27 protein-coding genes and 3 tRNA genes are annotated in these 25,352 nt (G+C 34.2%); 17 read left to right on the top strand and 13 right to left on the bottom strand.

Annotation, left to right across the window (positions count from 1 at the left end; genetic code table 11):
* Positions 1-128: 128 nt before the first annotated feature.
* Entirely contained in the window at positions 129-899 is a 771-nt protein-coding gene (locus C8C85_RS13335; RefSeq protein ID WP_165818124.1) for a DUF2490 domain-containing protein, read from the bottom strand.
* A 445-nt stretch (positions 900-1,344) separates the two neighbouring features.
* Here C8C85_RS13335 and C8C85_RS13330 point away from each other — a divergent pair, with 445 nt between their 5' ends.
* The gene (locus C8C85_RS13330; RefSeq protein ID WP_116797502.1) at positions 1,345-2,148 is read left to right on the top strand and encodes an endonuclease/exonuclease/phosphatase family protein; all 804 of its coding nucleotides are present in this window, start codon (positions 1,345-1,347) and stop codon (positions 2,146-2,148) included.
* Positions 2,149-2,218: 70 nt separating this feature from the next.
* On the opposite strand, the gene C8C85_RS13325 is transcribed toward C8C85_RS13330, so the two are convergent.
* The 8 genes from C8C85_RS13325 to tgt all read right to left on the bottom strand — a co-directional run bounded on the left by C8C85_RS13325 (position 2,219) and on the right by tgt (position 11,210).
* The gene (locus C8C85_RS13325) at positions 2,219-3,478 is read right to left on the bottom strand and encodes an asparagine synthetase B (RefSeq protein ID WP_116797501.1); all 1,260 of its coding nucleotides are present in this window, start codon (positions 3,476-3,478) and stop codon (positions 2,219-2,221) included.
* Between the two features lie 100 nt (positions 3,479-3,578).
* A complete protein-coding gene (locus C8C85_RS13320; protein ID WP_116797500.1) occupies positions 3,579-4,244 on the bottom strand; it encodes a response regulator transcription factor in 666 nt (221 codons plus the stop codon).
* A gap of 3 nt (positions 4,245-4,247) precedes the next feature.
* Positions 4,248-4,919 carry a sensor histidine kinase gene (locus C8C85_RS13315; RefSeq protein WP_116797499.1) on the bottom strand — a complete coding sequence of 224 codons (672 nt, stop codon included), beginning with the start codon at positions 4,917-4,919 and terminating at the stop codon, positions 4,248-4,250.
* A 325-nt stretch (positions 4,920-5,244) separates the two neighbouring features.
* A complete protein-coding gene (gene dnaB, locus C8C85_RS13310; protein WP_116797498.1) occupies positions 5,245-6,792 on the bottom strand; it encodes a replicative DNA helicase in 1,548 nt (515 codons plus the stop codon).
* 140 nt (positions 6,793-6,932) lie between these two features.
* Positions 6,933-7,886 carry an acetyl-CoA carboxylase carboxyltransferase subunit alpha gene (locus tag C8C85_RS13305; RefSeq protein ID WP_116797497.1) on the bottom strand — a complete coding sequence of 318 codons (954 nt, stop codon included), beginning with the start codon at positions 7,884-7,886 and terminating at the stop codon, positions 6,933-6,935.
* Positions 7,887-8,014: 128 nt separating this feature from the next.
* On the bottom strand, positions 8,015-8,902 hold the full coding sequence (locus tag C8C85_RS13300) for a DMT family transporter (RefSeq protein WP_116797496.1): 888 nt from the start codon (positions 8,900-8,902) through the stop codon (positions 8,015-8,017).
* The gene (locus C8C85_RS13295) at positions 8,889-9,977 is read right to left on the bottom strand and encodes an LptF/LptG family permease (protein WP_116797495.1); all 1,089 of its coding nucleotides are present in this window, start codon (positions 9,975-9,977) and stop codon (positions 8,889-8,891) included. The genes C8C85_RS13300 and C8C85_RS13295 overlap by 14 nt, the downstream gene beginning before the upstream one ends.
* A gap of 102 nt (positions 9,978-10,079) precedes the next feature.
* Positions 10,080-11,210 (bottom strand): tRNA guanosine(34) transglycosylase Tgt, encoded by a 1,131-nt coding sequence (gene tgt / locus C8C85_RS13290; protein ID WP_116797494.1) that lies wholly within the window; start codon positions 11,208-11,210, stop codon positions 10,080-10,082.
* A 198-nt stretch (positions 11,211-11,408) separates the two neighbouring features.
* Between tgt and C8C85_RS13285 the strand changes: the two genes are divergently transcribed.
* The 6 genes from C8C85_RS13285 to C8C85_RS13260 all read left to right on the top strand — a co-directional run bounded on the left by C8C85_RS13285 (position 11,409) and on the right by C8C85_RS13260 (position 15,872).
* Positions 11,409-11,843 carry an endo-arabinase gene (locus C8C85_RS13285; protein WP_116797493.1) on the top strand — a complete coding sequence of 145 codons (435 nt, stop codon included), beginning with the start codon at positions 11,409-11,411 and terminating at the stop codon, positions 11,841-11,843.
* Positions 11,844-11,975: 132 nt separating this feature from the next.
* The gene (locus C8C85_RS13280) at positions 11,976-12,254 is read left to right on the top strand and encodes a rhodanese-like domain-containing protein (RefSeq protein ID WP_116797492.1); all 279 of its coding nucleotides are present in this window, start codon (positions 11,976-11,978) and stop codon (positions 12,252-12,254) included.
* Between the two features lie 8 nt (positions 12,255-12,262).
* Entirely contained in the window at positions 12,263-12,577 is a 315-nt protein-coding gene (locus tag C8C85_RS13275; protein WP_116797491.1) for a rhodanese-like domain-containing protein, read from the top strand.
* Between the two features lie 336 nt (positions 12,578-12,913).
* Positions 12,914-13,768 (top strand): transketolase, encoded by an 855-nt coding sequence (locus C8C85_RS13270; protein WP_116797490.1) that lies wholly within the window; start codon positions 12,914-12,916, stop codon positions 13,766-13,768.
* A 63-nt stretch (positions 13,769-13,831) separates the two neighbouring features.
* A complete protein-coding gene (locus tag C8C85_RS13265) occupies positions 13,832-14,785 on the top strand; it encodes a transketolase family protein (RefSeq protein ID WP_116797489.1) in 954 nt (317 codons plus the stop codon).
* 289 nt (positions 14,786-15,074) lie between these two features.
* Positions 15,075-15,872, top strand: a complete 798-nt coding sequence (locus tag C8C85_RS13260; protein ID WP_116797488.1) for a hypothetical protein — start codon at positions 15,075-15,077, stop codon at positions 15,870-15,872.
* Between the two features lie 244 nt (positions 15,873-16,116).
* Here the strand turns inward: C8C85_RS13260 and C8C85_RS13255 are convergent, their stop codons facing one another.
* Entirely contained in the window at positions 16,117-17,148 is a 1,032-nt protein-coding gene (locus C8C85_RS13255; protein WP_116797487.1) for an FKBP-type peptidyl-prolyl cis-trans isomerase, read from the bottom strand.
* Between the two features lie 79 nt (positions 17,149-17,227).
* Here C8C85_RS13255 and C8C85_RS13250 point away from each other — a divergent pair, with 79 nt between their 5' ends.
* Both C8C85_RS13250 and C8C85_RS13245 read left to right on the top strand, forming a co-directional pair.
* Positions 17,228-17,617 carry an RNA-binding S4 domain-containing protein gene (locus tag C8C85_RS13250; RefSeq protein WP_116797486.1) on the top strand — a complete coding sequence of 130 codons (390 nt, stop codon included), beginning with the start codon at positions 17,228-17,230 and terminating at the stop codon, positions 17,615-17,617.
* Positions 17,618-17,709: 92 nt separating this feature from the next.
* Positions 17,710-18,210 carry a phosphoribosyltransferase family protein gene (locus tag C8C85_RS13245; protein WP_116797485.1) on the top strand — a complete coding sequence of 167 codons (501 nt, stop codon included), beginning with the start codon at positions 17,710-17,712 and terminating at the stop codon, positions 18,208-18,210.
* Here C8C85_RS13245 and C8C85_RS13240 read toward each other — a convergent pair.
* Positions 18,202-18,720, bottom strand: a complete 519-nt coding sequence (locus C8C85_RS13240) for a shikimate kinase (protein WP_116797484.1) — start codon at positions 18,718-18,720, stop codon at positions 18,202-18,204. The two genes, C8C85_RS13245 and C8C85_RS13240, sit on opposite strands and share 9 nt — an antisense overlap.
* Positions 18,721-18,847: 127 nt before the next feature.
* On the opposite strand from C8C85_RS13240, the gene C8C85_RS13235 reads away from it, so the two are divergent.
* The 8 genes from C8C85_RS13235 to C8C85_RS13200 all read left to right on the top strand — a co-directional run bounded on the left by C8C85_RS13235 (position 18,848) and on the right by C8C85_RS13200 (position 23,952).
* Positions 18,848-18,920, top strand: a tRNA-Lys gene (locus tag C8C85_RS13235).
* Between the two features lie 38 nt (positions 18,921-18,958).
* Positions 18,959-19,031: transfer RNA gene (locus C8C85_RS13230), tRNA-Lys, on the top strand.
* Positions 19,032-19,073: 42 nt separating this feature from the next.
* Positions 19,074-19,156 (top strand) — tRNA-Leu (locus C8C85_RS13225).
* 215 nt (positions 19,157-19,371) lie between these two features.
* A complete protein-coding gene (locus tag C8C85_RS13220; RefSeq protein WP_116797483.1) occupies positions 19,372-19,716 on the top strand; it encodes a hypothetical protein in 345 nt (114 codons plus the stop codon).
* A 163-nt stretch (positions 19,717-19,879) separates the two neighbouring features.
* A complete protein-coding gene (locus C8C85_RS13215; protein ID WP_116797482.1) occupies positions 19,880-20,338 on the top strand; it encodes a (2Fe-2S)-binding protein in 459 nt (152 codons plus the stop codon).
* A 2-nt stretch (positions 20,339-20,340) separates the two neighbouring features.
* Complete coding sequence (locus C8C85_RS13210; protein ID WP_116797481.1) at positions 20,341-22,524, top strand: xanthine dehydrogenase family protein molybdopterin-binding subunit; 2,184 nt, start codon at positions 20,341-20,343, stop codon at positions 22,522-22,524.
* A gap of 41 nt (positions 22,525-22,565) precedes the next feature.
* Positions 22,566-23,327 (top strand): xanthine dehydrogenase accessory protein XdhC, encoded by a 762-nt coding sequence (gene xdhC / locus C8C85_RS13205; RefSeq protein WP_116797480.1) that lies wholly within the window; start codon positions 22,566-22,568, stop codon positions 23,325-23,327.
* A complete protein-coding gene (locus C8C85_RS13200; RefSeq protein WP_116797479.1) occupies positions 23,317-23,952 on the top strand; it encodes an NTP transferase domain-containing protein in 636 nt (211 codons plus the stop codon). The genes xdhC and C8C85_RS13200 overlap by 11 nt, the downstream gene beginning before the upstream one ends.
* A 218-nt stretch (positions 23,953-24,170) precedes the next feature.
* Here the strand turns inward: C8C85_RS13200 and C8C85_RS13195 are convergent, their stop codons facing one another.
* Both C8C85_RS13195 and C8C85_RS13190 read right to left on the bottom strand, forming a co-directional pair.
* Entirely contained in the window at positions 24,171-24,710 is a 540-nt protein-coding gene (locus C8C85_RS13195) for a DUF4252 domain-containing protein (protein WP_116797478.1), read from the bottom strand.
* 1 nt (position 24,711) lies between these two features.
* Positions 24,712-25,239 (bottom strand): DUF4252 domain-containing protein, encoded by a 528-nt coding sequence (locus C8C85_RS13190; RefSeq protein ID WP_116797477.1) that lies wholly within the window; start codon positions 25,237-25,239, stop codon positions 24,712-24,714.
* Between the last annotated feature and the right edge of the window lie 113 nt (positions 25,240-25,352).

Below are 25,352 nucleotides of genomic sequence, written 5' to 3'. Positions count from 1 at the left end.
AAAAGAGGATTCCTGCTTTTTGAATTTTACAACATAAACTTACTAAAATATTCAATACCAAATCGTTAAATATTACTTTCGGAATATCATTCTTTGATATTTAGCTACTAAAAAAACAGATATGGTAATTATTCGTCTCCCGAATGATGCTCTGGAGCTTTAGGTGCGTTATGCTTTATTGCTGTATTCAGGTAAAAGAACAATCGAATAGTATGGTTCATATCGTATTGATAACCTGAATATTTTTCTTGATAAACATTCATATAACCAAAATCATAACTCAATTTGGGGTTAATATTTTGTTTGATTCCAATAAACAATCTGTTTTGATCAAATGTATTATAGACCACTTCTTTGCCGAAATGAATTAACAACTCATCCGATAAAACCAATGAAGGTAAGTTTTTTTTTCTGAATACTGGAATAGTGAAACTGGCTAAATAACGTATTCTATCGGTAAAACGAAGTTCGCCTGAGGGTTCATCATTCACCATTTTCTCTTGCCATCTTTGTTCGTTTCGCAATCTTTGAAGAATACTTACTTTTCCAACTTTGGTGATTAATTGTGCTTGTTGATATATTCTGTTTTCATCCGCGTAAGTTGACCATCCCTCTTTTGTTGGAGCTAACCACATATGGGCATAACCTGCCGTTAATGAAACCGATGCATTAGGTATATAAGAAGCACCGCCTCTCAAAAAATAAAAATTATTACTTTCAAAGAAACCATTTTCACGAATATGGGCATCGGCAACAACTCCCCAGTGATCACTGAACTTTGTCACCGTGTTCAATGAAACCCAAGTTTGAACTTGCTGATTAACTTCTTTTTTTGTCGCCCCTTGACCGAAGATTAAAAAGGGGAAGAATAAAACTAAAATTTTAGATAAATTTTTCAAAATAGCATAGGGTTTAAATCGAAAATAAGTTTGTAATAAAATTAATTAAAATATCATTACTATTTTTTTTACAGTAAAATTACTTTCCCTTTCAATATTTAAACATGATATTTATCATTTGGAAGAAGAAAATGAGGCATTTATAATTAGAAAAAATAAGACCTTTAATAAATACTAAGTAATTCGAAAAATATATTGCTTGTGTTTTCAAACCCATATCGGATGTCATCAATATAAAAAGCAAACAGGGTTCCTATACAATCGTCAATATAGAAAGAGGAAACTATCGACATTCAAGTTGAATGAATTGATTATGGCAAACTAAAAGATACTCACGAAGATGGAAATGTTTTTAAACCGGAAGCAAATTGAAAACGACTCTTTGTTTCCCGGAAGACTGATAATTCTTTTTACAATCTTTATATTTGGGCATTAATCCTAATCTATGAACAAAGTATTTTTTCTTTTCTTTTTACTTTTTTTCAATACTTTTTATTCCCAAACCAAACTCCTTTCCTGGAATCTGGAAAACTTTGGTAAATCCAAATCAGATCAGGAGATTGCATTTATTGTCAATACAGTAAAAGAATATGATATAATCACAATTCAAGAAGTAGTGGCTGGAAACGGTGGAGCACAGGCCGTGGTAAAACTAGCTGATGCACTCAACCAAAAAGGAAGTAAATGGGATTATCGGATAAGTGACCCCACTTCAAGCAGTAACTATAAAACAGAACGTTATGCTTTTATCTGGAAAACCAGTAGTCTAAAACTAAAAGGAAAACCTTGGCTGGAGCAAAAATATCATTTGGAAATAGATCGTGAACCTTATTTTGCTACTTTTGAAATCAAAGGAAAAAACATTACCATTGCTACTTTTCATGCTATCACAAAAAGTAAGCAACCCGAAACTGAGATTAAATATTTCAAGCTTTTGCCACGAGAATACCCTACTTTGAATTTACTGTTTGCAGGAGATTTTAATTGTCCCCAATCGCATTCGGTTTTTACGCCTTTAAAGAAAATGGGCTTCGCTCCTATTTTAGAAAATCAAAAGACATCACTAAAAACAAAACCAAAAGGTGACAATTACCTCGCGTCTGAATATGACAATATGTTTTATAAAACCAGTTCCATAAACTATATAAAATCGGATGTGATTATGTTTTATAAAAAATTCATTTCCTTAAAAGAAGCGCGGAAAATATCTGATCATATTCCTATTTGGTTTGAATTTTCCTTGAATTAATTATCAAAAAAAATCCAAAATCCAATAGTTACAATTGGAATTTGGATTTTTCAGTTTGAGATTTATTTTTCTATGTTTTCTGCTTTTTCTTTCTGGCTGCAGGAAACAAAACGTTATTCAAAATTAATCGATAGCCTGGAGAATTGGGATGCAAATCCAAAACTGTAGCTGGATCGCCAACTTGATGCTGGTAATCCTCTGGATCATGTCCTCCATAAAAAGTAAACATTCCTTTTCCTTTTTCACCGTGTATGTATCGTGCTTCACCATTCAGCTCACAAGTTCCCATAACCAAAACATTCGATTTTATCAGTTCTGGATCAAATGAAGTCGTTTGCCCCATAAACCCTTTGATTAATTGTGTATGATTTTGACACAACATACTTGGAATAAAATCCCATTTGGCCGAATATTCCATCAAAGTAAAATAATCCTTATCCATTGGTACCTTTCTTTTTAAGGTCATATCAATATCCGAAAACTCATATTGCTCTGGTCTTCGCTCCAGAGTGAAATTCTTGAAAGCAAAAGTATTATTAAAATTCAGTTTGGACTGATAATTGGCTTCGCTGGGATCACCGTCAAACATGGATTCGCAAATATCAACACCATCTGCCGCCAAAGCAATATCAAAGCTATCGGTTGCAGAACACATTGCGAACAAAAATCCGCCTCCAATTACAAAATCTCTAATTTTTTTGGCAACTGCCCCTTTTTCCTGAGATACTTTTTCGTAACCTAATTTCTTCGCCAAAGCCTCAGCATCTCTCTTTTGATCTATGTACCAAGGAATATTTTTGTAAGCTGCATAAAACTTTCCATACTGTCCAGTATAATCCTCATGATGCAAGTGCAGCCAATCATAAAGCAATAATTGATCACTTAAAACTTCTTCATCGTAAATGGGTGTAAAAGGAATTTCAGCATACGTCAATACTAAAGTAACGGCGTCATCCCAAGGCTGCTTTCCTTTGGGGGTATAAACTGCAATTTTGGGAGCTTTTTCTAGTATAACAGCTTCCATATTCTGCGAAGGACTTGAAATCTCATTCAAAATAGATGTCTCCTCAGCATCCGAAATGACTTCAAAACTAACACCTCGTATTTGGCATTCTTTTCTAATTTCTTCAGCATCGGGTAATAAAAAAGAACCTCCACGGTAATTAAGTAACCAACTGGCTTTGTAGTTTTTGGCTAAACACCAATAGGTAATTCCATACGCTTTCAGGTGATTTTGCTGCGTAGTTTCGTCCATTGGCAACAAAATAAAAGAAGCCCTCGAGGAAATCGATAATAGAAAAATAAATATAAAAAGAATCCTTTTGCACATCATTGAAAACTATTTTTAAAGCAAAGATAACTGGAAGGAATTAAAGTACTTCTTTTATCTTTTATAATCGTGCAAAAAAATATTTTTAACATTCAGTCTATTAAATATCCAAAGATACAATGGCATTTTGAATAGCATAGACGACCAATCCTGCAATGTTTTTGGATTCTGTCTTAAGCAACAAATTATTTCTGTGACCTTCTACAGTTCTTGGACTAATAAATAGTTTTTCACCAATTTCTATCGTGCTTTTTTGCTTGCAAATAAGTTGTAATACTTCTAGTTCACGAGAAGTTATAAATCCGGTATCAAAACTGCACTTGGTTTTTTTATTGGTAATCAAATCATTTTGAATGATGTCCATCACATATTCTGAATAATAAAATCCTTTTGTGGCTACTTCATTTATGGTTGCAAATAATTCCTGAGGAGTGGCATTTTTAACCAAATAAGAAACAGCTCCCACATCAATCATATTGGCTATAAACGATTTTGAATCATAACTCGTCAAGGCAATGATTTTTATATCCGAAAAATCTCTATGGATAATTTTAGTGGCCTCTATCCCATTAAGCAATGGCATTTTCAAATCCATAATCACAATATCGGGCTTAGGGTTATCCCCTTTTAGAAAATCAATTAATTCAATACCATCCGAAGCTTCAAAAATCACTTCAATATTTTCTTCTCTAGATAATAAAAAAGAAATTCCTTTTCTGAATAGAACTTCATCATCAGCTAAAATTATTTTTATAGTTTCCTTCATAATTTAGAAATTAAAAATCACTGAAATTCCATTATTCATTTGCGATTCAATCGAGAGGCTTCCCTCTAAAATAGCTACTCTACTTACCACATTTTTCATTCCAAGACCCTTATGATTTTCCAATTGATTTAAATCAAAACCGATTCCGTTATCTGAATACTTACATGTTCTTTTTCCATCAATTTCCTCAAAAAAAACAGATATTGAAGTTGCCCTCCCATGTTCTATCGAATTGGTAAATAACTCCTGTAGAATTCTAAAAACATGAATATGATTATCGTTCTCTTTAAAATCAAACTTTAAATTATTCTCGTATTGAATATCAATAGCAATATCGTCAATTAACTGAGCACATAATTCTTCAATTCCAGCATGAAGACCAAATTTATCCAATACCGGTGGAAGCAAACTATGCGTCATTTTTTTTGAACTATTCAAAGCTTTTGAGGTGTATTCAATAATGTTTTTGGTGATTTCTTCAATCTCTTTTGCAGGTAAATTAGGAATCTTCAGAAGATGGCAATTCAACGAAATCACATTCAATTTTGAACATATATCGTCATGTAATTCCTGTGCAATTCGCTTTCTATCCGACTCTAGTGTACGAATTACCGCCGATAATTGCTTGTTTTTCAGGAAAATATCTAAATTATCAAATTCTAATTTCTTTTCCATCTTCTTTTTATTGTAAGTATGATTAACTTCCTTATCGCTTTGATGAAATTTTACACTATTTATCTTATTATAAATAAATAAACACGCACTTTATCTGTTTTTATATAACTTTAAACGACAAATATAACCATATTTAGCTATTTTCCTAATAAAATTAAATGTTTTTTATTAGCACAAACATAGTAAAAATTCTTATTTGAGAAGAATAAAAAAACTTAAATTACTGTAAACTAGAATCATATAAGCAAAAATTAAAGCATAAAAAAAAAGAATATCTTATCTTCATAAAATATTCTCTTTTGTTGTGAAATACGATCTTTAAATTTTAAAAAGGAACATCACCATCATCATCGTCATCATTATTAAAATTGCTTCCGAAAGCCTCATTTGCGGACGGAAGATTTTTGGTAATAAATGAATTTTCATCATGATTCATACTGGATGGTAAATCATCGTAACCACCACTGTAATCTTCTAGATTGTCAAATCGACCTAAATGACCAATAAATTTCAAACGAACATTTTCAATACCACCATTTCTATGTTTGGCAATCATAATCTCTGCTTGACCAGCAGTTGGAGAGGCTTCTTCATCATCCCATTCATCAATTTTGTAATATTCAGGACGGTATAAAAATGAAACGATATCCGCATCCTGCTCAATCGCTCCAGATTCACGAAGATCCGAAAGCAAAGGTCTTTTACTAGAACCACGAGTTTCAACAGCACGAGATAATTGTGAAAGTGCAATCACCGGAATATTCAACTCTTTCGCCAATGCCTTTAAATTTCGGGAGATTGTAGAAATTTCCTGCTCTCTGTTTCCTCCACCTTTTCCGTTTCCACCGGCAGTCATCAACTGCAAATAATCAATGATGATAATTTTTATACCATGTTGCGACACCAAACGTCGTGCTTTTGCACGTAAATCAAAAATGGATAAAGAAGGTGTATCATCAATATAAAGTGGCGCTTTTTCTAAGTTCTTAACTTTGGTACTAAGCTGCTCCCACTCGTGCTTTTCTAACTTTCCAGTACGTAACTTCTCGGAAGACAGACCTGTTTCAGAAGAAATCAACCTGGTAATCAATTGTACGGATGCCATCTCTAAGGAAAACAAAGCAACTGGATGCCCAAAATCGATAGCTATATTTCTAGCCATAGACAATACAAAAGCAGTTTTTCCCATCGCAGGTCTCGCCGCAATAATAATTAAATCACTTGGCTGCCAGCCCGAAGTTAATTTATCCAGTTTATCAAAACCAGTGGCAACACCACTTAGTCCTTCTTGACCTGCAATTTCTTCGATACGTTTCTTAGCTTGCAAAACTAAACTCTGAGCAGTTTCGGAACTACGTTTGATATTTCCTTGAGTTACTTCATAAAGTTTAGATTCGGCTTTATCCAACAAATCAAATACATCGGTAGTTTCATCATAGGAATCTTCAATAATTTCAGATGAAATGCGGATTAAACTACGTTGAATAAATTTTTGCAGAATAATTCTGGAGTGAAATTCAATATGTGCCGATGAGGAAATCTTTTGCGTAAGCTGAATTAAATAAAAATCACCTCCAGCAAGATCTAATTTAGCAGTTTTTCGAAGTTGTGCCGAAACGGTCAACAAATCGATTGGTTGTGTGTCATTGAATAATTGAACAATGGCCTCAAAAATATATTTGTGAGCATCTTTGTAAAATGCATCAGCTTGCAGAATATCAATTACATCATCTACCCCTTTTTTATCAATCATCATTGCCCCAAGCACTGCTTCTTCTAAATCTAATGCTTGTGGTGGTAATTTTCCTTTTTCTAGGTTAATAATTGTTGTTTTGTCCACTTTAACCGGACTTATATTTTTGAAATTTTCCATGTAGCGAAAGTAACTAAAATTAAAAAAAAATCACAATTGAGTTATTATAATTTATTGTTTATAAATACCTATTTTTTGTTTATAACCAAAAAAAAATCCGAAACTGTAAGGCTTCGGATTAAGGTCTTAAAAATGGCGGTTTATTCTTTGAACTCTCCCATTTTACAGTATTTATCCATTCTCTGAGCGATTAATTCCTCTGTTGATAAGTCTTTCAATTCATTATATCCTTTTATGATATATTGCTCAACTGTAGTAAAAGTAGTCTCTCTGTCATAATGAGCTCCACCTAATGGTTCTGGAATAATATCGTCAACTAATTTTTGTTTTTTCATATCGGCAGAAGTCAATTTCAAGGCTTCGGCAGCTTGCTCTTTGAAATCCCAACTTTTCCATAAAATTGATGAACAAGATTCTGGTGAAATTACAGAATACCATGTGTTTTCCAACATATAAACACGGTCTCCAACACCAATTCCCAATGCTCCACCTGATGCTCCTTCACCAACTATAATAGTTATGATTGGCACTTTCAAACGAACCATTTCAAAAATATTTCTTGCGATAGCTTCACCTTGTCCGCGTTCTTCCGCTTCCAAACCTGGATAAGCACCCGGAGTGTCAATTAAAGTAACTACAGGGATATTAAATTTCTCTGCCATTTTCATCAAACGCAATGCTTTTCTATATCCTTCAGGATTTGCCATCCCAAAATTTCTATACTGACGCGTTTTGGTATTGAATCCTTTTTGCTGTCCAACAATCATAAAAGATTGTCCTCCAATTTTTCCTAAACCACCAATCATGGCTTTATCATCCTTAAAACCTCTATCCCCATGAAGTTCCAGAAAAGTATCTCCGCAAATCCCTTTGATATGATCCAAAGTATAAGGTCTGCTTGGATGTCTTGATAACTGCACACGTTGCCAAGCAGTTAAGTTTTTATAAATCTGTTTCTTGGTCTCCTCTAATTTTTTGTTGATTTGTTTACAAGTATTGGTAACATCAACATCCGATTCTAAACCAATAACAACACATTTATCTAATTGTTCCTCAAGTTCTTTTATTGGAAGCTCAAAATCTAAATATTCCATAGGATTTGTGCGTATTTATTATTGTTTTTAATTTTTCGATTTGGAACTGCAAATATAAAATTTAATATCGTTATACACTTATTTTTTTATTCAAGTAGAAAAAATAGGTGTTACGGCAATTAAAAATCTTACAATTCATCTTCTTTTCTATAATGTTTTATAATACCGTTTAAGAGCACCGTAATTACAATTACAACGGCTCCAATATAAAATTCCGTACTCATTTTTTCTTTTCCGCCAATGATAAAAAAAGCCAGTACAATACCGTAAACAGGCTCTAAATTAGTCGTTAACATAACCGTGTATGGTGATAATTGTCGCATTACTTTTACCGAAGCCGTAAAAGCATAAGCGGTGCAAATGGATGCCAAAATCAAAATCAAAATCCAGTTTTTGGCAGATAACACAAAAAAATCTGCATTGAAAGAACCTTGAAATAAAAAATAGATTGAAATAAAAATAAAACCGGCTAAGAATTCATAAAATGAAATCACCGATGGGTCATGATCTGCGATTAACTTTCCATTTATTAAAGTAAATAATACTCCCAATATTATGGAAACCAATGCCAATAACATACCGCTCCAGTAATTAATCTCCACCTGCATGATTAATCCTAAACCCGCAATGATAATCAGTCCAAAGAAAACCTCATACCAAAGTACTTTTCGACCGTAAAATAAAGGTTCCAACAAGGAGGCAAAAAATGCACCCAATGAAAAAACAGACAAGGTTATGGATACAGTTGAGACTTTTATCGCTTCAAAAAAGAAAATCCAATGCAGTGCTATCAAAAGACCAACAATTATGAATTTAACTAATGACTTGGGAGCAACTTTAAATGATTTCTTTTTGACAGCAAGAAAAACAGCAATAAATATTGCCGCAAAAAACATTCTATACCAAACTAAAAATTGAGACTGTATCGTAATTAATGCCCCTAAAATTGCTGTAAATCCCCAAATAAAAACAATTAAATGTAGATTAAGGTAACTTCTTAAATTATCGTTTCGCATTTCGTAATAAATAAACAGCTAATATTCCAAAAACAATGTTGGGTAACCAAACAGCCAGGAGTGGCGAAAATGCAGATTTTTCGGCCAAGACACCAAATATCTTATCAAAAAAGACAAATGAAAATGCCACGGCAATTCCAATGGCCAAATTGACTCCCATCCCTCCTCTTCGTTTCATCGAAGACACGGAAACAGCTATAATAGTCAATATAAATGCTGAAACAGGAACACTGAATTTTTTATACAAAACAACCAAATAAACATTGATATTGGATGAACCACGTTTTCTTTCCTTGTCGATAAAAGCTTTCAAATCACCAAGACTTAGAGTCTCGGCAATATAAACCACCGGCGCCAAATCCTCCAGATCAAAACTGAACTTCATCTTCTTTTCCGGTGCTTTTTCGATCACATCCCCTTCTTTCCCAACGATTCTTTTGGTATAATCAAACAAAGAATAATTCTTTTCTTTAGGATTCCATTTGATTCTGCTGGCCGTGATTTTATATTCTAATTTCTCTTTTTTAAATCGCTCCAATGAAAAATTATAAGCCATTTGAGACTCATTATTAAAGCTATTTACATAGATAAACTCATTATCGCTTATCTGTCTGTAAACATCTGTATTATCACCCCGCATGAGCGCCTTCCCATCATTCCGCAGATAGGTGTACCGGAAATTATTGTAACCCTCACTTGATACGGGAATAACCCAAAACCCCATAAGCAAAACGATAACAGATACGATGGAAGCCCCAATAATATAAGGCCTCATGAATCGAGTAAATGAAATTCCAGAGCTCAGAATGGCAATAATCTCTGTGTCATTTGCTAATTTTGAGGTAAACCAAATCACCGATATAAACAAAAATATCGGGAAGAGGTTATTCATAAAGTAAATCGTAAAATGATAGTAATAAATGGCGATTTTTAAAACCGGCACTTTATTCTCAATCATTTTATTGATCTTCTCGGATATATCAATAATCATCCCAATAGGAGCAAATAACAAAAGCATCACCGCAAAAGTGGCTAAATATCTTTTTAAAATGTATTTGTCTATTATTGTTAGCATTCTTTTGTGTTTAAAGGTTTAAATATGGTTTAAGAGTTTAAGATAGTTTAGGAGTTTCGAGAGAACTTTAAACTTTTAAACACTTAAACTTTTAAACTTCTTTTATAATCTTTGGCTCATATTTTTTACCATCATTTCTTTCCATGGTTTAAAATCGCCTGCTAAGATATGTTTTCTGGCCTCACGAACCAACCACATATAAAAACCTAGATTGTGGATTGTGGCAATTTGTTTCCCCAAATATTCATTGGCAGCAAACAAGTGACGCAAATACGCTTTGGTATATTCCGTATCTACAAATGTATATCCCATTTCATCCAATGGAGAAAAATCGGCTTCCCATTTTTTATTCTTGATATTGATCGTTCCGTTGGCCGTAAATAACATTCCGTTTCTGGCGTTACGCGTAGGCATCACACAGTCAAACATGTCGATTCCAAGAGCGATATTCTCCAGAATATTGATTGGCGTTCCCACTCCCATCAAATAACGAGGTTTGTCTTCAGGTAGAATTTCACAAACCACTTCGGTCATGGCATACATTTCTTCTGCAGGCTCCCCTACCGAAAGTCCACCAATCGCATTTCCTTGTTGGTTGGAATTGGCAATATATTCTGCCGATTGTCTTCTCAAATCCTTATAAGTACTTCCTTGAATAATTGGGAAAAAAGTTTGGTCATAACCATACTTTACTGGCACTTTTTCTAAATGGTTGATACAACGATCCAACCAACGGTGTGTCATGTGCATTGAGCGTTGAGCGTAACGATAATCACATGGATAAGGCGTACACTCATCAAAAGCCATAATAATATCTGCCCCAATGGTACGCTGAATTTCCATCACATTCTCTGGCGTAAAAAAGTGATACGAACCATCAATATGTGATTTGAATTTTACTCCTTCTTCCTTAATTTTTCGGTTTGCCGAAAGGGAATACACTTGATATCCTCCGGAATCGGTCAAAATATTACGATCCCAATTCATGAATTTATGCAATCCACCCGCTTTTTCAAGAATTTCGGTTTGTGGACGCAAATACAAATGGTATGTATTTCCAAGAATAATATCTGGGTTTATTTCTTCCTTCAATTCCCGTTGATGCACCCCTTTTACTGATGCAACCGTTCCAACAGGCATAAAAATAGGCGTTTCAATAACACCGTGATCGGTAGTAATACTTCCCGCACGAGCTTTCGATTGCGGATCTGTTTTTAGTAAATCAAACTTCATATAGGCTTTTTATCAGTCGGCAAAGATAGTCTAATTTAAAACCCGCATCAAAAAATTTTCCTTCCGATGAATGAAAACCGGATTCATGACAGTCAAAATTTAAATACTTATTAGGTAATTACGAAATTAAAAATGTTTTAGTATTTAATTTAGACAAAACGTATCTTTCCGACTCTAATAACCAAAAACCACACTATCATGAAATTGAAATTAGTCCTGTATCTTATACCGAGTTTAATTTTACTGAGTTGTAATTCAAAAACAGATGATGCGCAAGCCATTAAAAGTCTCCTTGAGAAAGAATCTTCCAGTTGGAGATTGGGCGACAGTAAAACACATGCTGCATGCTGGCACATTCAGCCTTATAGCAAAATTTTGATTTCGACTGTTGATGGTAAAACGTTAGATATTCCTGCTGAAAACATTATCAAACCGATTGCAAACTCCAGTGGTGGTACCTCCATAAATACAAATTATAAAATGAGTATTCATGACGATAATGCTTGGGTCAGTCATGATGAAGTATCGATTGCGAAAGATGGTAAGAAAACCTTTTCGCATGAAATTCGATTACTTGAAAAAATAAATGGCGATTGGAAACTTGTAGGACAATCTATTCACGCCTATAAATAATATTTGAGACATCTAACCTGAAAATCTGATGAAAGATTGGATAAAAAAACTTGTGTAACAAAAGTTACTGTACATCCTTAATTTCTGTTGTAATTTTGCATTATATAAACAATACACTTTAAAGCAAACACTATGACATTAGAAAATATAATTAAAGAAAAACGATGCACGATTGTAGATGTACGAACGCGAGAGGAATACAGCGGAGGTCACGTTGTTGGGTCAATTAATATCCCACTGAATGAAGTTCAAGAGCGATTTGAAGAAATCCAGAACCTAAAATCACCCTTGGTTCTTTGTTGTGCCTCCGGAAACCGAAGCGGACAAGCGCAGCATTATCTTTCTCAAAAAGAAATCGACTGCTACAATGGAGGCTCATGGCTTGACGTCAATTATTATCAATCCAAATAAAAAATAAAATGCTAAATAAACTAAAAAAAATATTCGGTTTCGGGACAACTGTAGATTATGCAGATCTTGTGAAAAAAGGTGCCATTATCCTAGATGTACGAAGCAAAGGGGAATATGCTGGCGGTCACATCAAAGATTCCATAAACATTCCTGTTGATGTTTTAAAAAACAGTTTGACTCAATTGAAAGACAAAAATAAAACCATCATTACCTGTTGCGCATCGGGTATGCGAAGCGCATCAGCCAAAAGTATCCTGAAAACACACGGATATACTGATGTCCATAATGGCGGCGGATGGAGTGGCCTACAGAATAAAATATAAATCAATTCGTTTTTAATCACTAAATATCTGGCTTAACGATTGCGTGAGGGATAAAAGCTAGCTACCGAAGTAGCGCGGATAGCCCGACAGCATAAGAAAAAGGGGCGACTAATCGATACTATTAGTCAGCCCCTTTTTCTTATGGTGGCACGCCCAGATGAAGTCGGATTACAGATTTTAGATTGTAGATTTTAAATTTTATCTCTTCTACTTCACACAAGGCAATAGTTGAAATTGTAATTAAAATTGCCTTTATCATTGAAATTGTACTTGAAATCATTTGTCTTACGCCAAAATAAAAATTACTTTTGCAGCAGTTTAACTTTTACACACAAAATGAAGCCTAACACACAACAATTAAACGATTTAACTATCCAAGTAAGAAGAGACATTCTTCGTATGGTTCACGCTGTTAATTCAGGTCACCCAGGAGGGTCTCTTGGATGTACCGAATTTTTAGTGGCCTTGTACCAAAACCTTATGGATCGCAAAAAAGGATTTGACATGGACGGAATTGGAGAAGATTTATTCTTCCTTTCGAACGGACATATTTCACCTGTATTTTACAGCGTTTTGGCAAGAAGCGGTTATTTCCCAATAAAGGAATTGGCTACTTTCAGATTATTGAACTCTCGTTTGCAAGGACACCCAACAACACATGAAGGATTACCTGGTATTCGTATGGCTTCTGGTTCATTAGGACAAGGATTATCTGTAGGAATTGGTGCTGCACAGGCTAAAAAGCTAAACGGTGATAACCATATTATTTATACACTACACGGTGATGGTGAATTACAGGAAGGTCAAAACTGGGAAGCAATTATGTATGCATCTGCAAAAAAAGTAGATAATCTTATTGCTACTATCGACCTTAACGGAAAACAAATTGATGGCACTACCGACGAAGTTTTATGTATGGGAAGTATCCGTGCTAAATTTGAAGCTTTTGATTGGGACGTTCTTGAAATTACAGAAGGAAATGATCTTGAAGCAATTATTGCTGGCATGACAGATGCTAAATCTAGAACCGGAAAAGGAAAACCTGTTTGTGTATTATTGCATACCGAAATGGGTAACGGTGTAGATTTTATGATGAACACTCACGCATGGCACGGAAAAGCGCCAAATGATGCTCAACTTGAAAATGCTCTAGCTCAAAACTATAATAGAGGTGGCGAACAAGACTATTAATAGTTTGCAGTATTCAGATTTCAGTATTCAGTAATGAATGCATTCAACTTTTTAAATTAAGAAATGAAAAAATATACAAATACAGGAAGTAAAGATACTCGTTCCGGTTTTGGAGCGGGAATGACTGAATTGGGTCAAAAGAATGAAAACGTAGTGGCACTTTGTGCTGATTTAATTGGATCATTGAAATTTGATGATTTCAAGAAAAATCACCCAGAGCGTTTTTTCCAAATTGGAATTGCAGAAGCAAACATGATCGGAATTGCAGCAGGATTAACTATTGGAGGGAAAATTCCTTTCACAGGAACTTTTGCTAACTTTTCTACAGGAAGAGTTTATGACCAAATTCGTCAATCTGTTGCTTATTCAGATAAAAATGTGAAAATTTGTGCTTCTCACGCAGGATTAACTCTTGGAGAAGATGGAGCTACACACCAAATCTTGGAAGACATTGGATTAATGAAAATGTTACCAGGAATGACTGTAATCAACACTTGTGATTACAACCAAACAAAAGCGGCTACATTAGCCCTTGCTGACCACCATGGTCCAGCTTACTTGCGTTTTGGACGCCCGGTTGTGCCTAATTTCATGCCTGCTGACGAACCATTCGTAATTGGAAAAGCGATTCTTTTAAGCGAAGGTACTGACGTGACAATTGTTGCTACAGGACATTTGGTTTGGGAAGCTCTTATTGCTGCTGAAGCTTTGGAAGCAAAAGGAATCTCTGCCGAAGTAATCAACATCCACACCATTAAACCATTAGACGAAGAAGCGATTCTAAAATCATTGGCAAAAACCAAATGTATCGTTACTGCCGAAGAGCATAACATTCTTGGAGGTCTTGGAGAAAGCGTTTCTAGAGTATTAGCATTACACCATCCAGCTCCACAAGAGTTTGTAGCGGTTAATGATAGCTTTGGAGAATCTGGAACACCAGAGCAATTAATGGAGAAATACAAACTAAACAATCAAGCGATTGTTGAAGCTGTAGAAAGAGTGATCAAAAGAAAGTAATCTTTCTCTATAAATATAAAATCCCACCTCGTTGTAAAAAATGAGATGGGATTTTTTTAGTATAAAACTTAGAATACAATTATTAGAAAACAAAGAAATCCCATTTTCGGTCAACGAAATGGGATTTCTTTGTTTTTATCATTACCATAATTAGCGATAACTCTTGTTCATTTTTATTTTTTTGCTAAAAAGAAAGAAATTGACTAAAAAAAAACATAGGAATTAGATTATTTAAAAAAAATATGATATCATTGCATAATATTAATCTTATAAATAATAACAAAACAAAATGAAACATTTAATTAAATTATTTGCAATTACATTATTACTTTCTCTAGTAGCATGCTCAGAAAGTGATCAAGAAAACTCAGATCAAGTTTCTAAAAAAGAAACAGATGTAATTTCCATTGATGGAACAAAACATTCTTTTACTTTTACTGAAGACAAACAAGGAAATATTACATTAGACAAAGGTCAAGAAGGAAAAGAAAAAACAATAACTGATTATTTTAAAACAAATCTTACAGCAAGTTCTTACTATGATGAAAGCGACAAAATTCTTTATTTATTTAAAGATAGTGAAACTATGGTGAATTTTATAAATAAAAACACTAAAATAAAAACACTAAAAGCTACATCGACCAATAAAACAGCCTCAATTACCGGTGCCTCATTAATAACACTATCTTTGTATGACAATCCAGATTTCGATCCTAATACTTTACTACATAAAGTAGAAATAAACGTCCCTTTCCCTTATTATACAATTAGAGAGCCTAATCTATCAATTCTTAGAATAGGAGATTCAGCATATATTAATAACATTGAAGATAAAATATCTTCGATTAATCTTTCGGTAGGACCACAAGGTTTTTCCCCTCAAGGTTTTCAACAAGTGACCGCAATATTTTATGAAGAAAGAAACTATGGAGGCTATTCTTTTGGCATGTCTTTGAATTCATATAACTCACAAACAAGCCACAATAATCTAGCCACTTTAAGAATGTATAAAAGCTGGATAAATGGAAGTAAATACTACGACAATAGAATTAGCTCTTTTAAAATGAGTGTAAATAATAGTATTTAAAAGACATCTAATCCTGAAAAAGGAATACAGGATTAACAAAAATAAAAGCATAATTTTAGACAGTAGTGAGCTCAGGTTTACTACTGTTTTTTATTTTATAAGTCCTCATTGGACATACTTAATCACATTGGGAGATTTACTAATTAGCATTTTCTTTCATAACGATTATTGTTGTGTATTGCTATTTCAGGACTAGACATATATCAAAAAAAAAATCCCATTCGTTATGGATGGGATTAATATATTATTGATTCATTTTGATACAATCTTTATCCAAATACCTTTTTAACCTATTCGGATCGGCTGTATTTCCTGAACAATCAGGAATATTTTCAAACAGATAATAATTTCCATTCGCATCTTTGATTTCACCTTTTGTAGCGTAATTATCCCCATCATCATCAAAATCCAAGAAATCTGGTGTTCCATCACCATCAGTATCATCTGGATTTGTAGTTACACCATCTTGCAATTCACTTTTAGTCCACATATACCCATCTCCATCACGATCCTCTTGAAACGACTTAACGCCATCCGGATCTGTAACTGGCACACCATTTATAATGTTGATTTCTTGATCTAACCTTTTTAAAGCATAGAGTTTAACATTAAAAACCAACGGAGAATAAGCCGGAATACCTACCTGCTCTTTACTGTAATACCCCAAACCAGAAGGAATAAACATTACTGCAGCACCAAAATCATTATAAGAAACTGTTCCGTCAGCATTTGGTGTAGATGTTCCACTTTTTAATTGAGGAAAAACTTCTTTCCAACCTCTTATAGTACCGTATAATTCAAAAATAGTATTTGGAGACTTTACTTCCTGAAATAATTTCGAGGTAATTGTAGTAACACCCGATGCTGTTTCACTTGCCAAATATTCACCTCTATAAGCTGTAAATACACCATCTACATTGCAAGGAGACTCACCCGTACCTTCTCTCAATATTAAATAATACAATTTATATACAATACCATGAAGATTTACGTTTCTGCTTTTTAAAGGGTATACTGTTTGATCCCAAATTGACGTTGGATGGTCTGCATCTAAAGCAGCAATTGTAATATCCTGATCATTTACAGCACCCGGATTATTCACAACAGTTATATAGTTTGCTTTCAAATAACTTTCAATAGTAGCAATGTCTATAGGATACTGTTCAGCGTAAGGTTTTGGAGGCGTAACAGGCACATTATTATCATCTTTATTACATGAACTTATTAAAACGACTGCTGCTATCAAAAAAATAAAATAAAACTTAATTTTGCTCATTATTAGGTGTAGTTTAAGCCGCAAATATACATTAATGATTTACTTTTGTAAAGTATTTAACTTCGATTTTAGAAAATTCATGAGAATAGATAAGTATTTATGGTGTGTTCGGTATTACAAAACCAGAAATATGGTAACCGAAGCGTGCAAAAAAAATCATATTACCGTAAATGGTATGGTTGCCAAACCTTCGAAGGAAGTTTTTCCTACCGATAAAATCACTTTTAGAAAAGACCAAATCACACAAATTATTACCGTTCTTGACATCCCTGAAAATCGTGTGGGTGCCAAACTTGTTGATATTTATCGAAAAAATGAAACTCCCGCCGAAGCCTATGCTCACTTAGAATTATTAAAACTTTCAAAAGAGCATTACAGAAAAAACGGAACCGGAAGACCCACCAAAAAAGACCGAAGAGACATTGATGAATTTGGAAATGAAATAAAAGATGAAGACGAAATAGACTAAAATATTCAGTTTCCCTTTTTAGTTTTGAAACCAGATTTAATCATATAAAATTCGTCTAACTTTTTTATCTTTGAAAAAAATAACAAAACGCCATGAGCAAAAATATTATTCTTACCAATCAACAAATTGAACACACCACCAAAAGAATAGCTTACCAAATCTATGAAACTTTTGTAGAGGAAGAAGAAATTGTGATTGCCGGAATTACGACAAATGGTTTTGTTTTTGCTGAAAAAATTGCTCAAGTTTTGTCTACCATTTCTCCTATAAAAATTTCACTTTGCGAAGTCAATGTCAGCAAACAAAAACCAGAATTACCCATAACTACTTCCTTAACGAAGGAACAATACAGCAATAAAGGCTTAATATTAGTAGATGATGTATTGAGTTCTGGAACTACATTAATATATGCAGTAAAGCATTTTTTGGATGTTCCTTTAAAAAAGTTCAAAACCGTTGTCCTTGTTGACAGAAATCACAAAAAATTTCCGATTAAAGCCGATTTTAAAGGAATATCACTTTCTACTTCCCTATTAGAACACGTAGATGTTGTTTTCGACAAGAATGGCGATAGTTATGCCAGTTTAAGCTAATAGATTTAAAATATCATTTACCGTTTCCTCGATTGATTTATCATCAACATTCACTTTATATTGTGCATGGTTGTAATAAAAGCTCCTATCAAAAAGGTGCTTGGCTATAAACTCTTTCATTTCCTCTTCGCTTTTATCCGCAATAAGCGGCCTTTTGCTTTTATTAGACACCAATCTATTAAATAACGTATCTATCGATGCCTTCAAATAAATAGAAGTCACCTCATCCCCTATTAACAATTCATGATTATTAGCATAGCAAGGTGTCCCTCCTCCTAGTCCAATAATAATTTCCTCTGGAGTATTCAATAATTCGACAAAATAAGTATGTTCCAATTTTCTAAAATGGATTTCTCCATGATCTTCAAAAATCTGTTTGATTGACATTTTTTCGTTTTTTTCGATATATTCATCGAGATCAACATACGGAATTGAGACGATTCCAGAAAGTTTTTGAGCGATTGTAGACTTCCCACAACCCATATACCCTAATAATATAATTTTTTTCATTTGAATAAGCCCTTACAAATTAAGGCATTAAGATTATTTGTTTAAAAAAGACAAATTTATAATAAAATTGCTTGGAAACTTCAAAAAAAAGTCCCTATATTTGCACCCGCATTCAAGGAAAGAATATGACTCGATAGCTCAGTTGGTAGAGCACATCACTTTTAATGATGGGGTCCTGGGTTCGAGCCCCAGTCGGGTCACAATTTTAGTGATCAACACATATTTTCCTTGAAGCAATGACTCGATAGCTCAGTTGGTAGAGCACATCACTTTTAATGATGGGGTCCTGGGTTCGAGCCCCAGTCGGGTCACAAAAGGTCGAGTAATTTATTACTTGACCTTTTATTTTTTAAGGCCACGTGGAGAAACGGTAGACTTGCCATCTTGAGGGGGTGGTGCTCGTAAGGGCGTGTGGGTTCAAATCCCACCGTGGTCACAAAATCAAAAAGAGTATTAAAAAAGTAGGCTTATATAGCCCTTTTTTAATACTCTTTTTGGTTTCAAAGCGGAATTTCATGGAAGCGCAAATCAATATTATTGTTAATTTTTAATTATTTTTTTTATTCTAATGCAATATACAGCAAATAAAAACGTTAATTTACTCAAATTAAACACATTAGTAATCCCTTTCTACCAAAACAAATTTAGTCCATGAAAAAAACTGCAAAATCATCAAAATACAATTTATCCCTATTTTTAAGCTTTGCCTTTATACTTTTGGCTACAATAACTGCTAATTCGCAAACCGTTCGATATGATAGTGTAAGTAAACAAAAATATGTACTTGTAGATGTCCAAAAAACCTATGAACGAATTGCCGACAAGGGCTATGAATCGGTTGAAATCTATGAGTCTCTTGGAAATTACTATTATGAAAATAAAAATTACCTAAAATCAAAATTATATTTTGACAAGCTATTTGGTAAATACAGTTTATCTCAAATTTCCTCCAAAAGCAAAGAACGATATCAATTAATAAGGAAATCGATTTATTAGAAATCATTTAATACTCAGCATAAAACAGTAGCTATATCAAAACTTTATAGCTGCTGTTTTTTTTTACATTAAACCCAAACTCATATCTTCTTTAAAAAATTTAAACACAAATTTTAAAAAAAGTCATAACTTTCAACTTCCTAATTGCAAAATTGAAATCCAAATGACAACACTACTCATAAACAAGAAGAAATACACAATAGATGTTGATCAAGAAATGCCTTTACTTTGGGCTATAAGAGACATCATCGGTCTTACTGGGACCAAATTTGGATGCGGCATTGGTGCTTGCGGCGCTTGCAAAGTATTAGTTGACAATGTCGCTACCTATTCATGCTTGACTCCTGTTTCAACGGTTGTCGGCAAAAACATTATAACTATTGAGGGTACAGCGGAAAATTTGCAATTATTACAAAAATCATGGGAAGAATTCAACGTGCCCCAATGCGGCTATTGTCAACCTGGACAATTAATAACGGCCACTTCTCTACTCAATTCTAATAAAAACCCTTCGGATACTGATATTGACGATGCCATGAGTGGTAATATTTGCCGCTGTGGCACTTACCAGCGTATCAAAAATGCCATTAAACATACCGTAGAACTTAAAAAACAACGCTAGTCATGAATGAAATTCAAAACATAAGTCGCAGGGCTTTTATCAAGAACATGGGATTAGCGTCTGGTGGATTAATCTTAGCCTGTAATTACACTTTATTCTCTCAAGATACCGAATCGGGAACTGTAACTGAATTTAATCCTAATCTCTTTGTACAATTAAATTCGGACGGAAGTCTTATTATAATTGCTGCTCGCTCCGAAATGGGTAATGGAGTAAGAACTTCCTTGACCTCTGTAGTTGCTGATGAAATGGAAGCCGATTGGAATAGAGTCTCAGTAAAACAAGCCACAGGAGACGCCAAATATGGTGACCAAAACACCGATGGCTCCAGAAGTGTAGCCGATTTTTACGACACCATGCGAACAATGGGTGCCATGACTCGAATGATGCTTATAACCGCTGCCGCAAAAAAATGGCAAGTTCCCGAAAGTGAATGTACGGCCAAGAACCATTTTATTATTCATTCCAGCGGAAAAAAAATAGGCTTTGGAGAATTGGTAGAAATAGTAAAAACTTTGCCAGTTCCAACAACCATTAGTTATAAAAACCCTAAAGATTTCAAATATATTGGTAAAACGCTAAAAAGTGTTGATGTTAAAGATTTTGCAAACGGAAGTGCTGTTTATGGTATTGACAAACGCTTACCCAACATGAAAATAGTTGCCATAGCAAGATGCCCCGTTACTTTTGGAACTGTCAAATCTTTTAACAAAACAGCAGCCATGAAAATTCGTGGTGTACAAGATGTAATCGAAATTCCAAGAATCGAAAAACCTTTCGGTCCACTTGGTGGCGTTGCGGTTATTGCTTCGAATACTTGGGCCGCATTTAAAGGAAAAGAAGCTCTTGAAATACAATGGAATTATGGCAAAAACGAAGGTTATGATTCCGAGAAATACATGGCCGAATTAACCGAAAGAGTTCATAAAGCAGGCAAAGTTGAAAAAGAAATTGGAGATGTAAACAAAGCTTTTAGCGAAGCTGCTAAAGTTATCGAAAGTACTTTTCAATTACCTCACTTGGCGCATGCCCCGATGGAAGTTCCCAATGCGGTAGCTTGGGTTCAAGGGGACACTTGTGAAGTTTGGGCACCAACTCAATCTCCACAATCTGCCAGAGAGGAAGTTTCTAATTATTTGGGAACCGCGCTAGATAAAGTTACTATAAATGTCACTTTCCTTGGTGGTGGTTTTGGACGAAAATCAAAACCCGACTATATTGTAGAAGCGGCTATGGTTTCCAAAGCCATCAATGCACCTGTACAAGTGGTTTGGTCAAGGGAAGACGACATAAAACATGGTTATTATCATACCGTAAGTTCACAATACATGAAAGCTTCGCTGGATCCGCAAGGCAATGTTACAGGTTGGTTGCACCGCTCTGCATTTCCCTCAATAATGTCCACCTTTAAACCAGGCACCGATTATCCTGCCGGATGGGAAGCCTCCAGTGCTGCTGACGTTCCTTTTGCCATAAAAAATTTCAAAGTTGAATCAGGTCAAGCCCCTGCAATGGTTAGAATTGGATGGATGCGTTCGGTGATTAATATTCTACATGGATTTTCCATCAATGTTTTTGCCGATGAATTGGCACATGCCGCCAAACAGGATCCATTAGAATTTAGACTAAAATTAATTGGTGACGATCGAATAGAAGACACCAAAGACCCCATAAAATACAATACAGCTCGCCTCAAAAATGTTTTGAAAATGGCAGCAAAAAATGCCAATTGGGGGAAACCATTACCCAAAGGGCATGTGCACGGAATAGCGGTTCATTATAGTTTTTATTCCTATGTAGCTTCCGTTGTCGAAGTTTCAATGGTTGATGACAAAGTAAAAGTACATAATGTTCATACTGTTATTGATTGCGGAATAGCAGTTAATAAGGACACCATAAAATCTCAATTGGAAGGTGCTGCTGTTTTCGGAATGTCATTAGCCTATTACGGTAAAATCACAGCTAAGGATGGAGCTATTGAACAAAACAGTTACAGTGACTACAGAATGATTCGTATGAATGAAATACCAAAAGTTCACGTAGAAATTGTAGAAAGCTCAGAAAGACCAACAGGTGTAGGCGAACCTGGCGTTCCGGTAATTGCCCCGGCCATAATCAATGCAATCTTCAAACTAACAGGAAAGCGGTATTACAACTTGCCTTTAAGTGATTACGATCTTGTATAACTGATTGACAAATTAAAATCCCAAACGAATACTTATTTTTAATGAACAATTGGATTGAACTATTACAAGATTTTAAAAACAAAAAGAAACCTGTTGCACTTGTTACCGTTACTAAAATTCTTGGTTCGGCTCCATGTAAAGTAGCTTCAAAAATGATTGTCACGCCACAAAAAGAAATATATGGAACGATTGGAGGCGGAAAATTAGAATTTCAGGTAATAGATGAAGCTGTTCGCGCCATTAGAGAAAATAAAATTTTTGAAACCAGTTATACTTTAGGCCCCGAATTTGAACAATGTTGCGGAGGAAAAGTAGAATTAATTATTGAACCCATGAATCAATCCCCAGAATTATACCTTTTTGGAGCTGGACATATAGGTGTTGCCATATGCGAGGTTTTAAAAGACACACCTTTCGCTATTACTCTTCTTGACACTCGGGAAGATTGGAGAGAAACTATCGAAATTGACCAAACGGTTACTTACAGTGCCATTCCTTTTGACCTTTATAAACAAACAATAAACTGGGGACCGAATTGTTACGTTGTTATTTTGACACACGACCACAAACTGGATTTTGAAATTACAGCTTTGGCACTTCACGAACAAACCAAATATATTGGATTAATTGGTAGCAAAACCAAGAAAAACAAATTCAACAACTTATTGATAAACGAATTGAATTTTGAACCCGGGATCAAACCAGTTCATTGTCCGATAGGATTGGATTTGGGTGGTAATTCTCCCAAAGAAATTGCCATAAGCGTCGCCTCCGAATTACTGAAAGTTTATTATGAAAAATAATACAGTATTTGTATTGTTGGCCGGCGGCAAATCACAGAGGATGGGCATTGCAAAAGGCTTGCTGGAATATCAAAACACCTATTGGATTTTGGAGCAATTGAACCGAATTTCAACTTCAACAATAACCGAAGTTTATATCGGATTGGGTTATCGTTACGAAGAATATTTAAATAAAATTGCTTGGTTTACAGAAGCACAATTACATTTTGTTTCATATAAAAATTTAAACGTAAGAGTTCTCATAAACCAAAATCCTGAACTTGGATCTTTCTCAACACTCCAAACCGTTTTGAGGCAAATTTCCAAAAACAAATCGGTATTAATTAATCCCATTGACATTCCGATATTGAACACAACAGAATTGCAGAACATTATTGCAGAACAAAACCAAATTGTACTTCCAAATTTCGAAGGTAAAAATGGTCATCCGATAAAGCTAGATTTTGAATTTTGGGAACCTTTACTTTTACTTAATCCAATCGATGAAAACAACAGATTGGATTTGGAAATCAAAAAAATAATTCCTTCCAAAATAACAACAATAACAGTAACCGATTCCTGCATCCTAAAAAACTTAAACACACATAACGATTGGGCAACGTATTTAGCCCAAAGTAGGCATTAGATTTTATTTCACAGAGAAACGCGAAGAATTCATAGAGATTCACAAAGGTTTTAAACACAATTTAAATAATCCTTTTTTTCTTTTCGAACCTTTGTGCCTCCTTTGAGTATCTTCGCGAAATTTAATTGTGGAATATTAATTCAAATTCCAATCAGAAATAAACATAAAAAAAGCGTCTCGAAATCTATCGAAACGCTTTTTTAAAATTAAATTCAACCTTATTTCTTGATTAATTCCTGCAATGGTTTTAATTGCTCCAAATCCAATTTGGATTCTTTCAAAACCGAAATCATATTCATAATGTTCGTTGGATTCATGTCTTTTCCCAAAACTCGGATAACTGCAAAACCAGCATCGTTTTTATTCGCAAAAAACACAAATTCATTGATATGCTCGTCTGTCCCCACATAACTTACCGAAGCACCTTGTTTGCCTGAACCAAACTTCATCAACTGCTGATATTTTGGATCTTTTAAAATTAAATTCACTTTAGCACGCTCTACTTCAAACTGAGCCTTGTTTTTCTCATTCAACTTGAAAGCCAAAACATTCATTTTATCAAAAGAATGCAATGCTTCATTTTGTGCAACAGTCAATTTGGTTTTATCAACATTCAAAATATTTGATGAAATGTCCAAAGCAATAAAATCTTTGTTTTCGGTATTCTCAACAAAGTATTTTTGTAAAGTAGGCTCTGAGTTACAGCTTCCAAAAACCAAACTGACAAGCAACGTGATTATAAATAATATGACTTTCATTTTACTTTTTACCTTTAGTTGCTTTTTTCAAATCATCACCTCCAGGAATTTTCATTTTATCCGTCAAGACCGAAATCTCATTCAAATCAAAGTCTCCTGTCAATGACATCAAAACAGTGTCTTCATCTTTCCCTCCTTCAACAAACATAAGCAACTCTTTAATTTGTGAGTCTTTTGCTCCAGATTTCACCATTATTTTAATGTTTCTTCCTTTGTCATTTACACGCATCAATTCTTCCAAACCTGCAGTTTTTATATACTTCTCTGCTGCAGTTTTCATTTCGCCTTCTACCCTTGTACTTTGAGTGGTAAACACTTTCAAATTATCCAATTTCTTTATCAGATTCATATATTGCTGTGCCTCTTTATCGGAGGTATCCACTTTTACTTTACTCATCAATTCAAACATCTTCTTATTGACAACAATCGATGTTACATCGTCTTGACCGTCAAATTTATCGAATGCTCCTTGCGCAAAAAACGGACTTGATACTAATACTACTACTAATGTGATTATTAACTTCTTCATTTTATTTTGATTTAATGATTATTTTTAAAATTCAATTCAACTAATGGGCTTGAATGCTCTAGAATCACTCTCGCTTTATTTTTATTATTTTTATTTTCTTCAACTAATTTTTT

Origin of the sequence: Flavobacterium sp. 103, from assembly GCF_003096795.1 — a bacterium.
GTDB lineage: Bacteria > Bacteroidota > Bacteroidia > Flavobacteriales > Flavobacteriaceae > Flavobacterium.
The sequence above is the reverse complement of the archived record's forward strand: the minus strand, read 5'-3'. Positions and strand labels throughout refer to the sequence as shown.

Coding starts and splice junctions, on each gene's coding strand:
- xdhC (WP_116797480.1), top strand. CDS start 22,566: ATGAACAATTGGATTGAACTATTACAAGATTTTAAAAACAAAAAGAAA.
- C8C85_RS13255 (WP_116797487.1), bottom strand. CDS start 17,148: ATGAGCAAAATTAAGTTTTATTTTATTTTTTTGATAGCAGCAGTCGTT.
- C8C85_RS13315 (WP_116797499.1), bottom strand. CDS start 4,919: ATGGAAAAGAAATTAGAATTTGATAATTTAGATATTTTCCTGAAAAAC.
- C8C85_RS13330 (WP_116797502.1), top strand. CDS start 1,345: ATGAACAAAGTATTTTTTCTTTTCTTTTTACTTTTTTTCAATACTTTT.
- C8C85_RS13215 (WP_116797482.1), top strand. CDS start 19,880: ATGACAACACTACTCATAAACAAGAAGAAATACACAATAGATGTTGAT.
- C8C85_RS13195 (WP_116797478.1), bottom strand. CDS start 24,710: ATGAAAGTCATATTATTTATAATCACGTTGCTTGTCAGTTTGGTTTTT.
- C8C85_RS13285 (WP_116797493.1), top strand. CDS start 11,409: ATGAAATTGAAATTAGTCCTGTATCTTATACCGAGTTTAATTTTACTG.
- C8C85_RS13260 (WP_116797488.1), top strand. CDS start 15,075: ATGAAACATTTAATTAAATTATTTGCAATTACATTATTACTTTCTCTA.
- C8C85_RS13190 (WP_116797477.1), bottom strand. CDS start 25,239: ATGAAGAAGTTAATAATCACATTAGTAGTAGTATTAGTATCAAGTCCG.
- C8C85_RS13245 (WP_116797485.1), top strand. CDS start 17,710: ATGAGCAAAAATATTATTCTTACCAATCAACAAATTGAACACACCACC.
- C8C85_RS13270 (WP_116797490.1), top strand. CDS start 12,914: ATGAAGCCTAACACACAACAATTAAACGATTTAACTATCCAAGTAAGA.
- C8C85_RS13200 (WP_116797479.1), top strand. CDS start 23,317: ATGAAAAATAATACAGTATTTGTATTGTTGGCCGGCGGCAAATCACAG.
- C8C85_RS13325 (WP_116797501.1), bottom strand. CDS start 3,478: ATGTGCAAAAGGATTCTTTTTATATTTATTTTTCTATTATCGATTTCC.
- dnaB (WP_116797498.1), bottom strand. CDS start 6,792: ATGGAAAATTTCAAAAATATAAGTCCGGTTAAAGTGGACAAAACAACA.
- C8C85_RS13320 (WP_116797500.1), bottom strand. CDS start 4,244: ATGAAGGAAACTATAAAAATAATTTTAGCTGATGATGAAGTTCTATTC.
- C8C85_RS13275 (WP_116797491.1), top strand. CDS start 12,263: ATGCTAAATAAACTAAAAAAAATATTCGGTTTCGGGACAACTGTAGAT.
- C8C85_RS13240 (WP_116797484.1), bottom strand. CDS start 18,720: ATGAAAAAAATTATATTATTAGGGTATATGGGTTGTGGGAAGTCTACA.
- C8C85_RS13265 (WP_116797489.1), top strand. CDS start 13,832: ATGAAAAAATATACAAATACAGGAAGTAAAGATACTCGTTCCGGTTTT.
- C8C85_RS13280 (WP_116797492.1), top strand. CDS start 11,976: ATGACATTAGAAAATATAATTAAAGAAAAACGATGCACGATTGTAGAT.
- C8C85_RS13220 (WP_116797483.1), top strand. CDS start 19,372: ATGAAAAAAACTGCAAAATCATCAAAATACAATTTATCCCTATTTTTA.
- C8C85_RS13300 (WP_116797496.1), bottom strand. CDS start 8,902: ATGCGAAACGATAATTTAAGAAGTTACCTTAATCTACATTTAATTGTT.
- tgt (WP_116797494.1), bottom strand. CDS start 11,210: ATGAAGTTTGATTTACTAAAAACAGATCCGCAATCGAAAGCTCGTGCG.
- C8C85_RS13305 (WP_116797497.1), bottom strand. CDS start 7,886: ATGGAATATTTAGATTTTGAGCTTCCAATAAAAGAACTTGAGGAACAA.
- C8C85_RS13295 (WP_116797495.1), bottom strand. CDS start 9,977: ATGCTAACAATAATAGACAAATACATTTTAAAAAGATATTTAGCCACT.
- C8C85_RS13210 (WP_116797481.1), top strand. CDS start 20,341: ATGAATGAAATTCAAAACATAAGTCGCAGGGCTTTTATCAAGAACATG.
- C8C85_RS13250 (WP_116797486.1), top strand. CDS start 17,228: ATGAGAATAGATAAGTATTTATGGTGTGTTCGGTATTACAAAACCAGA.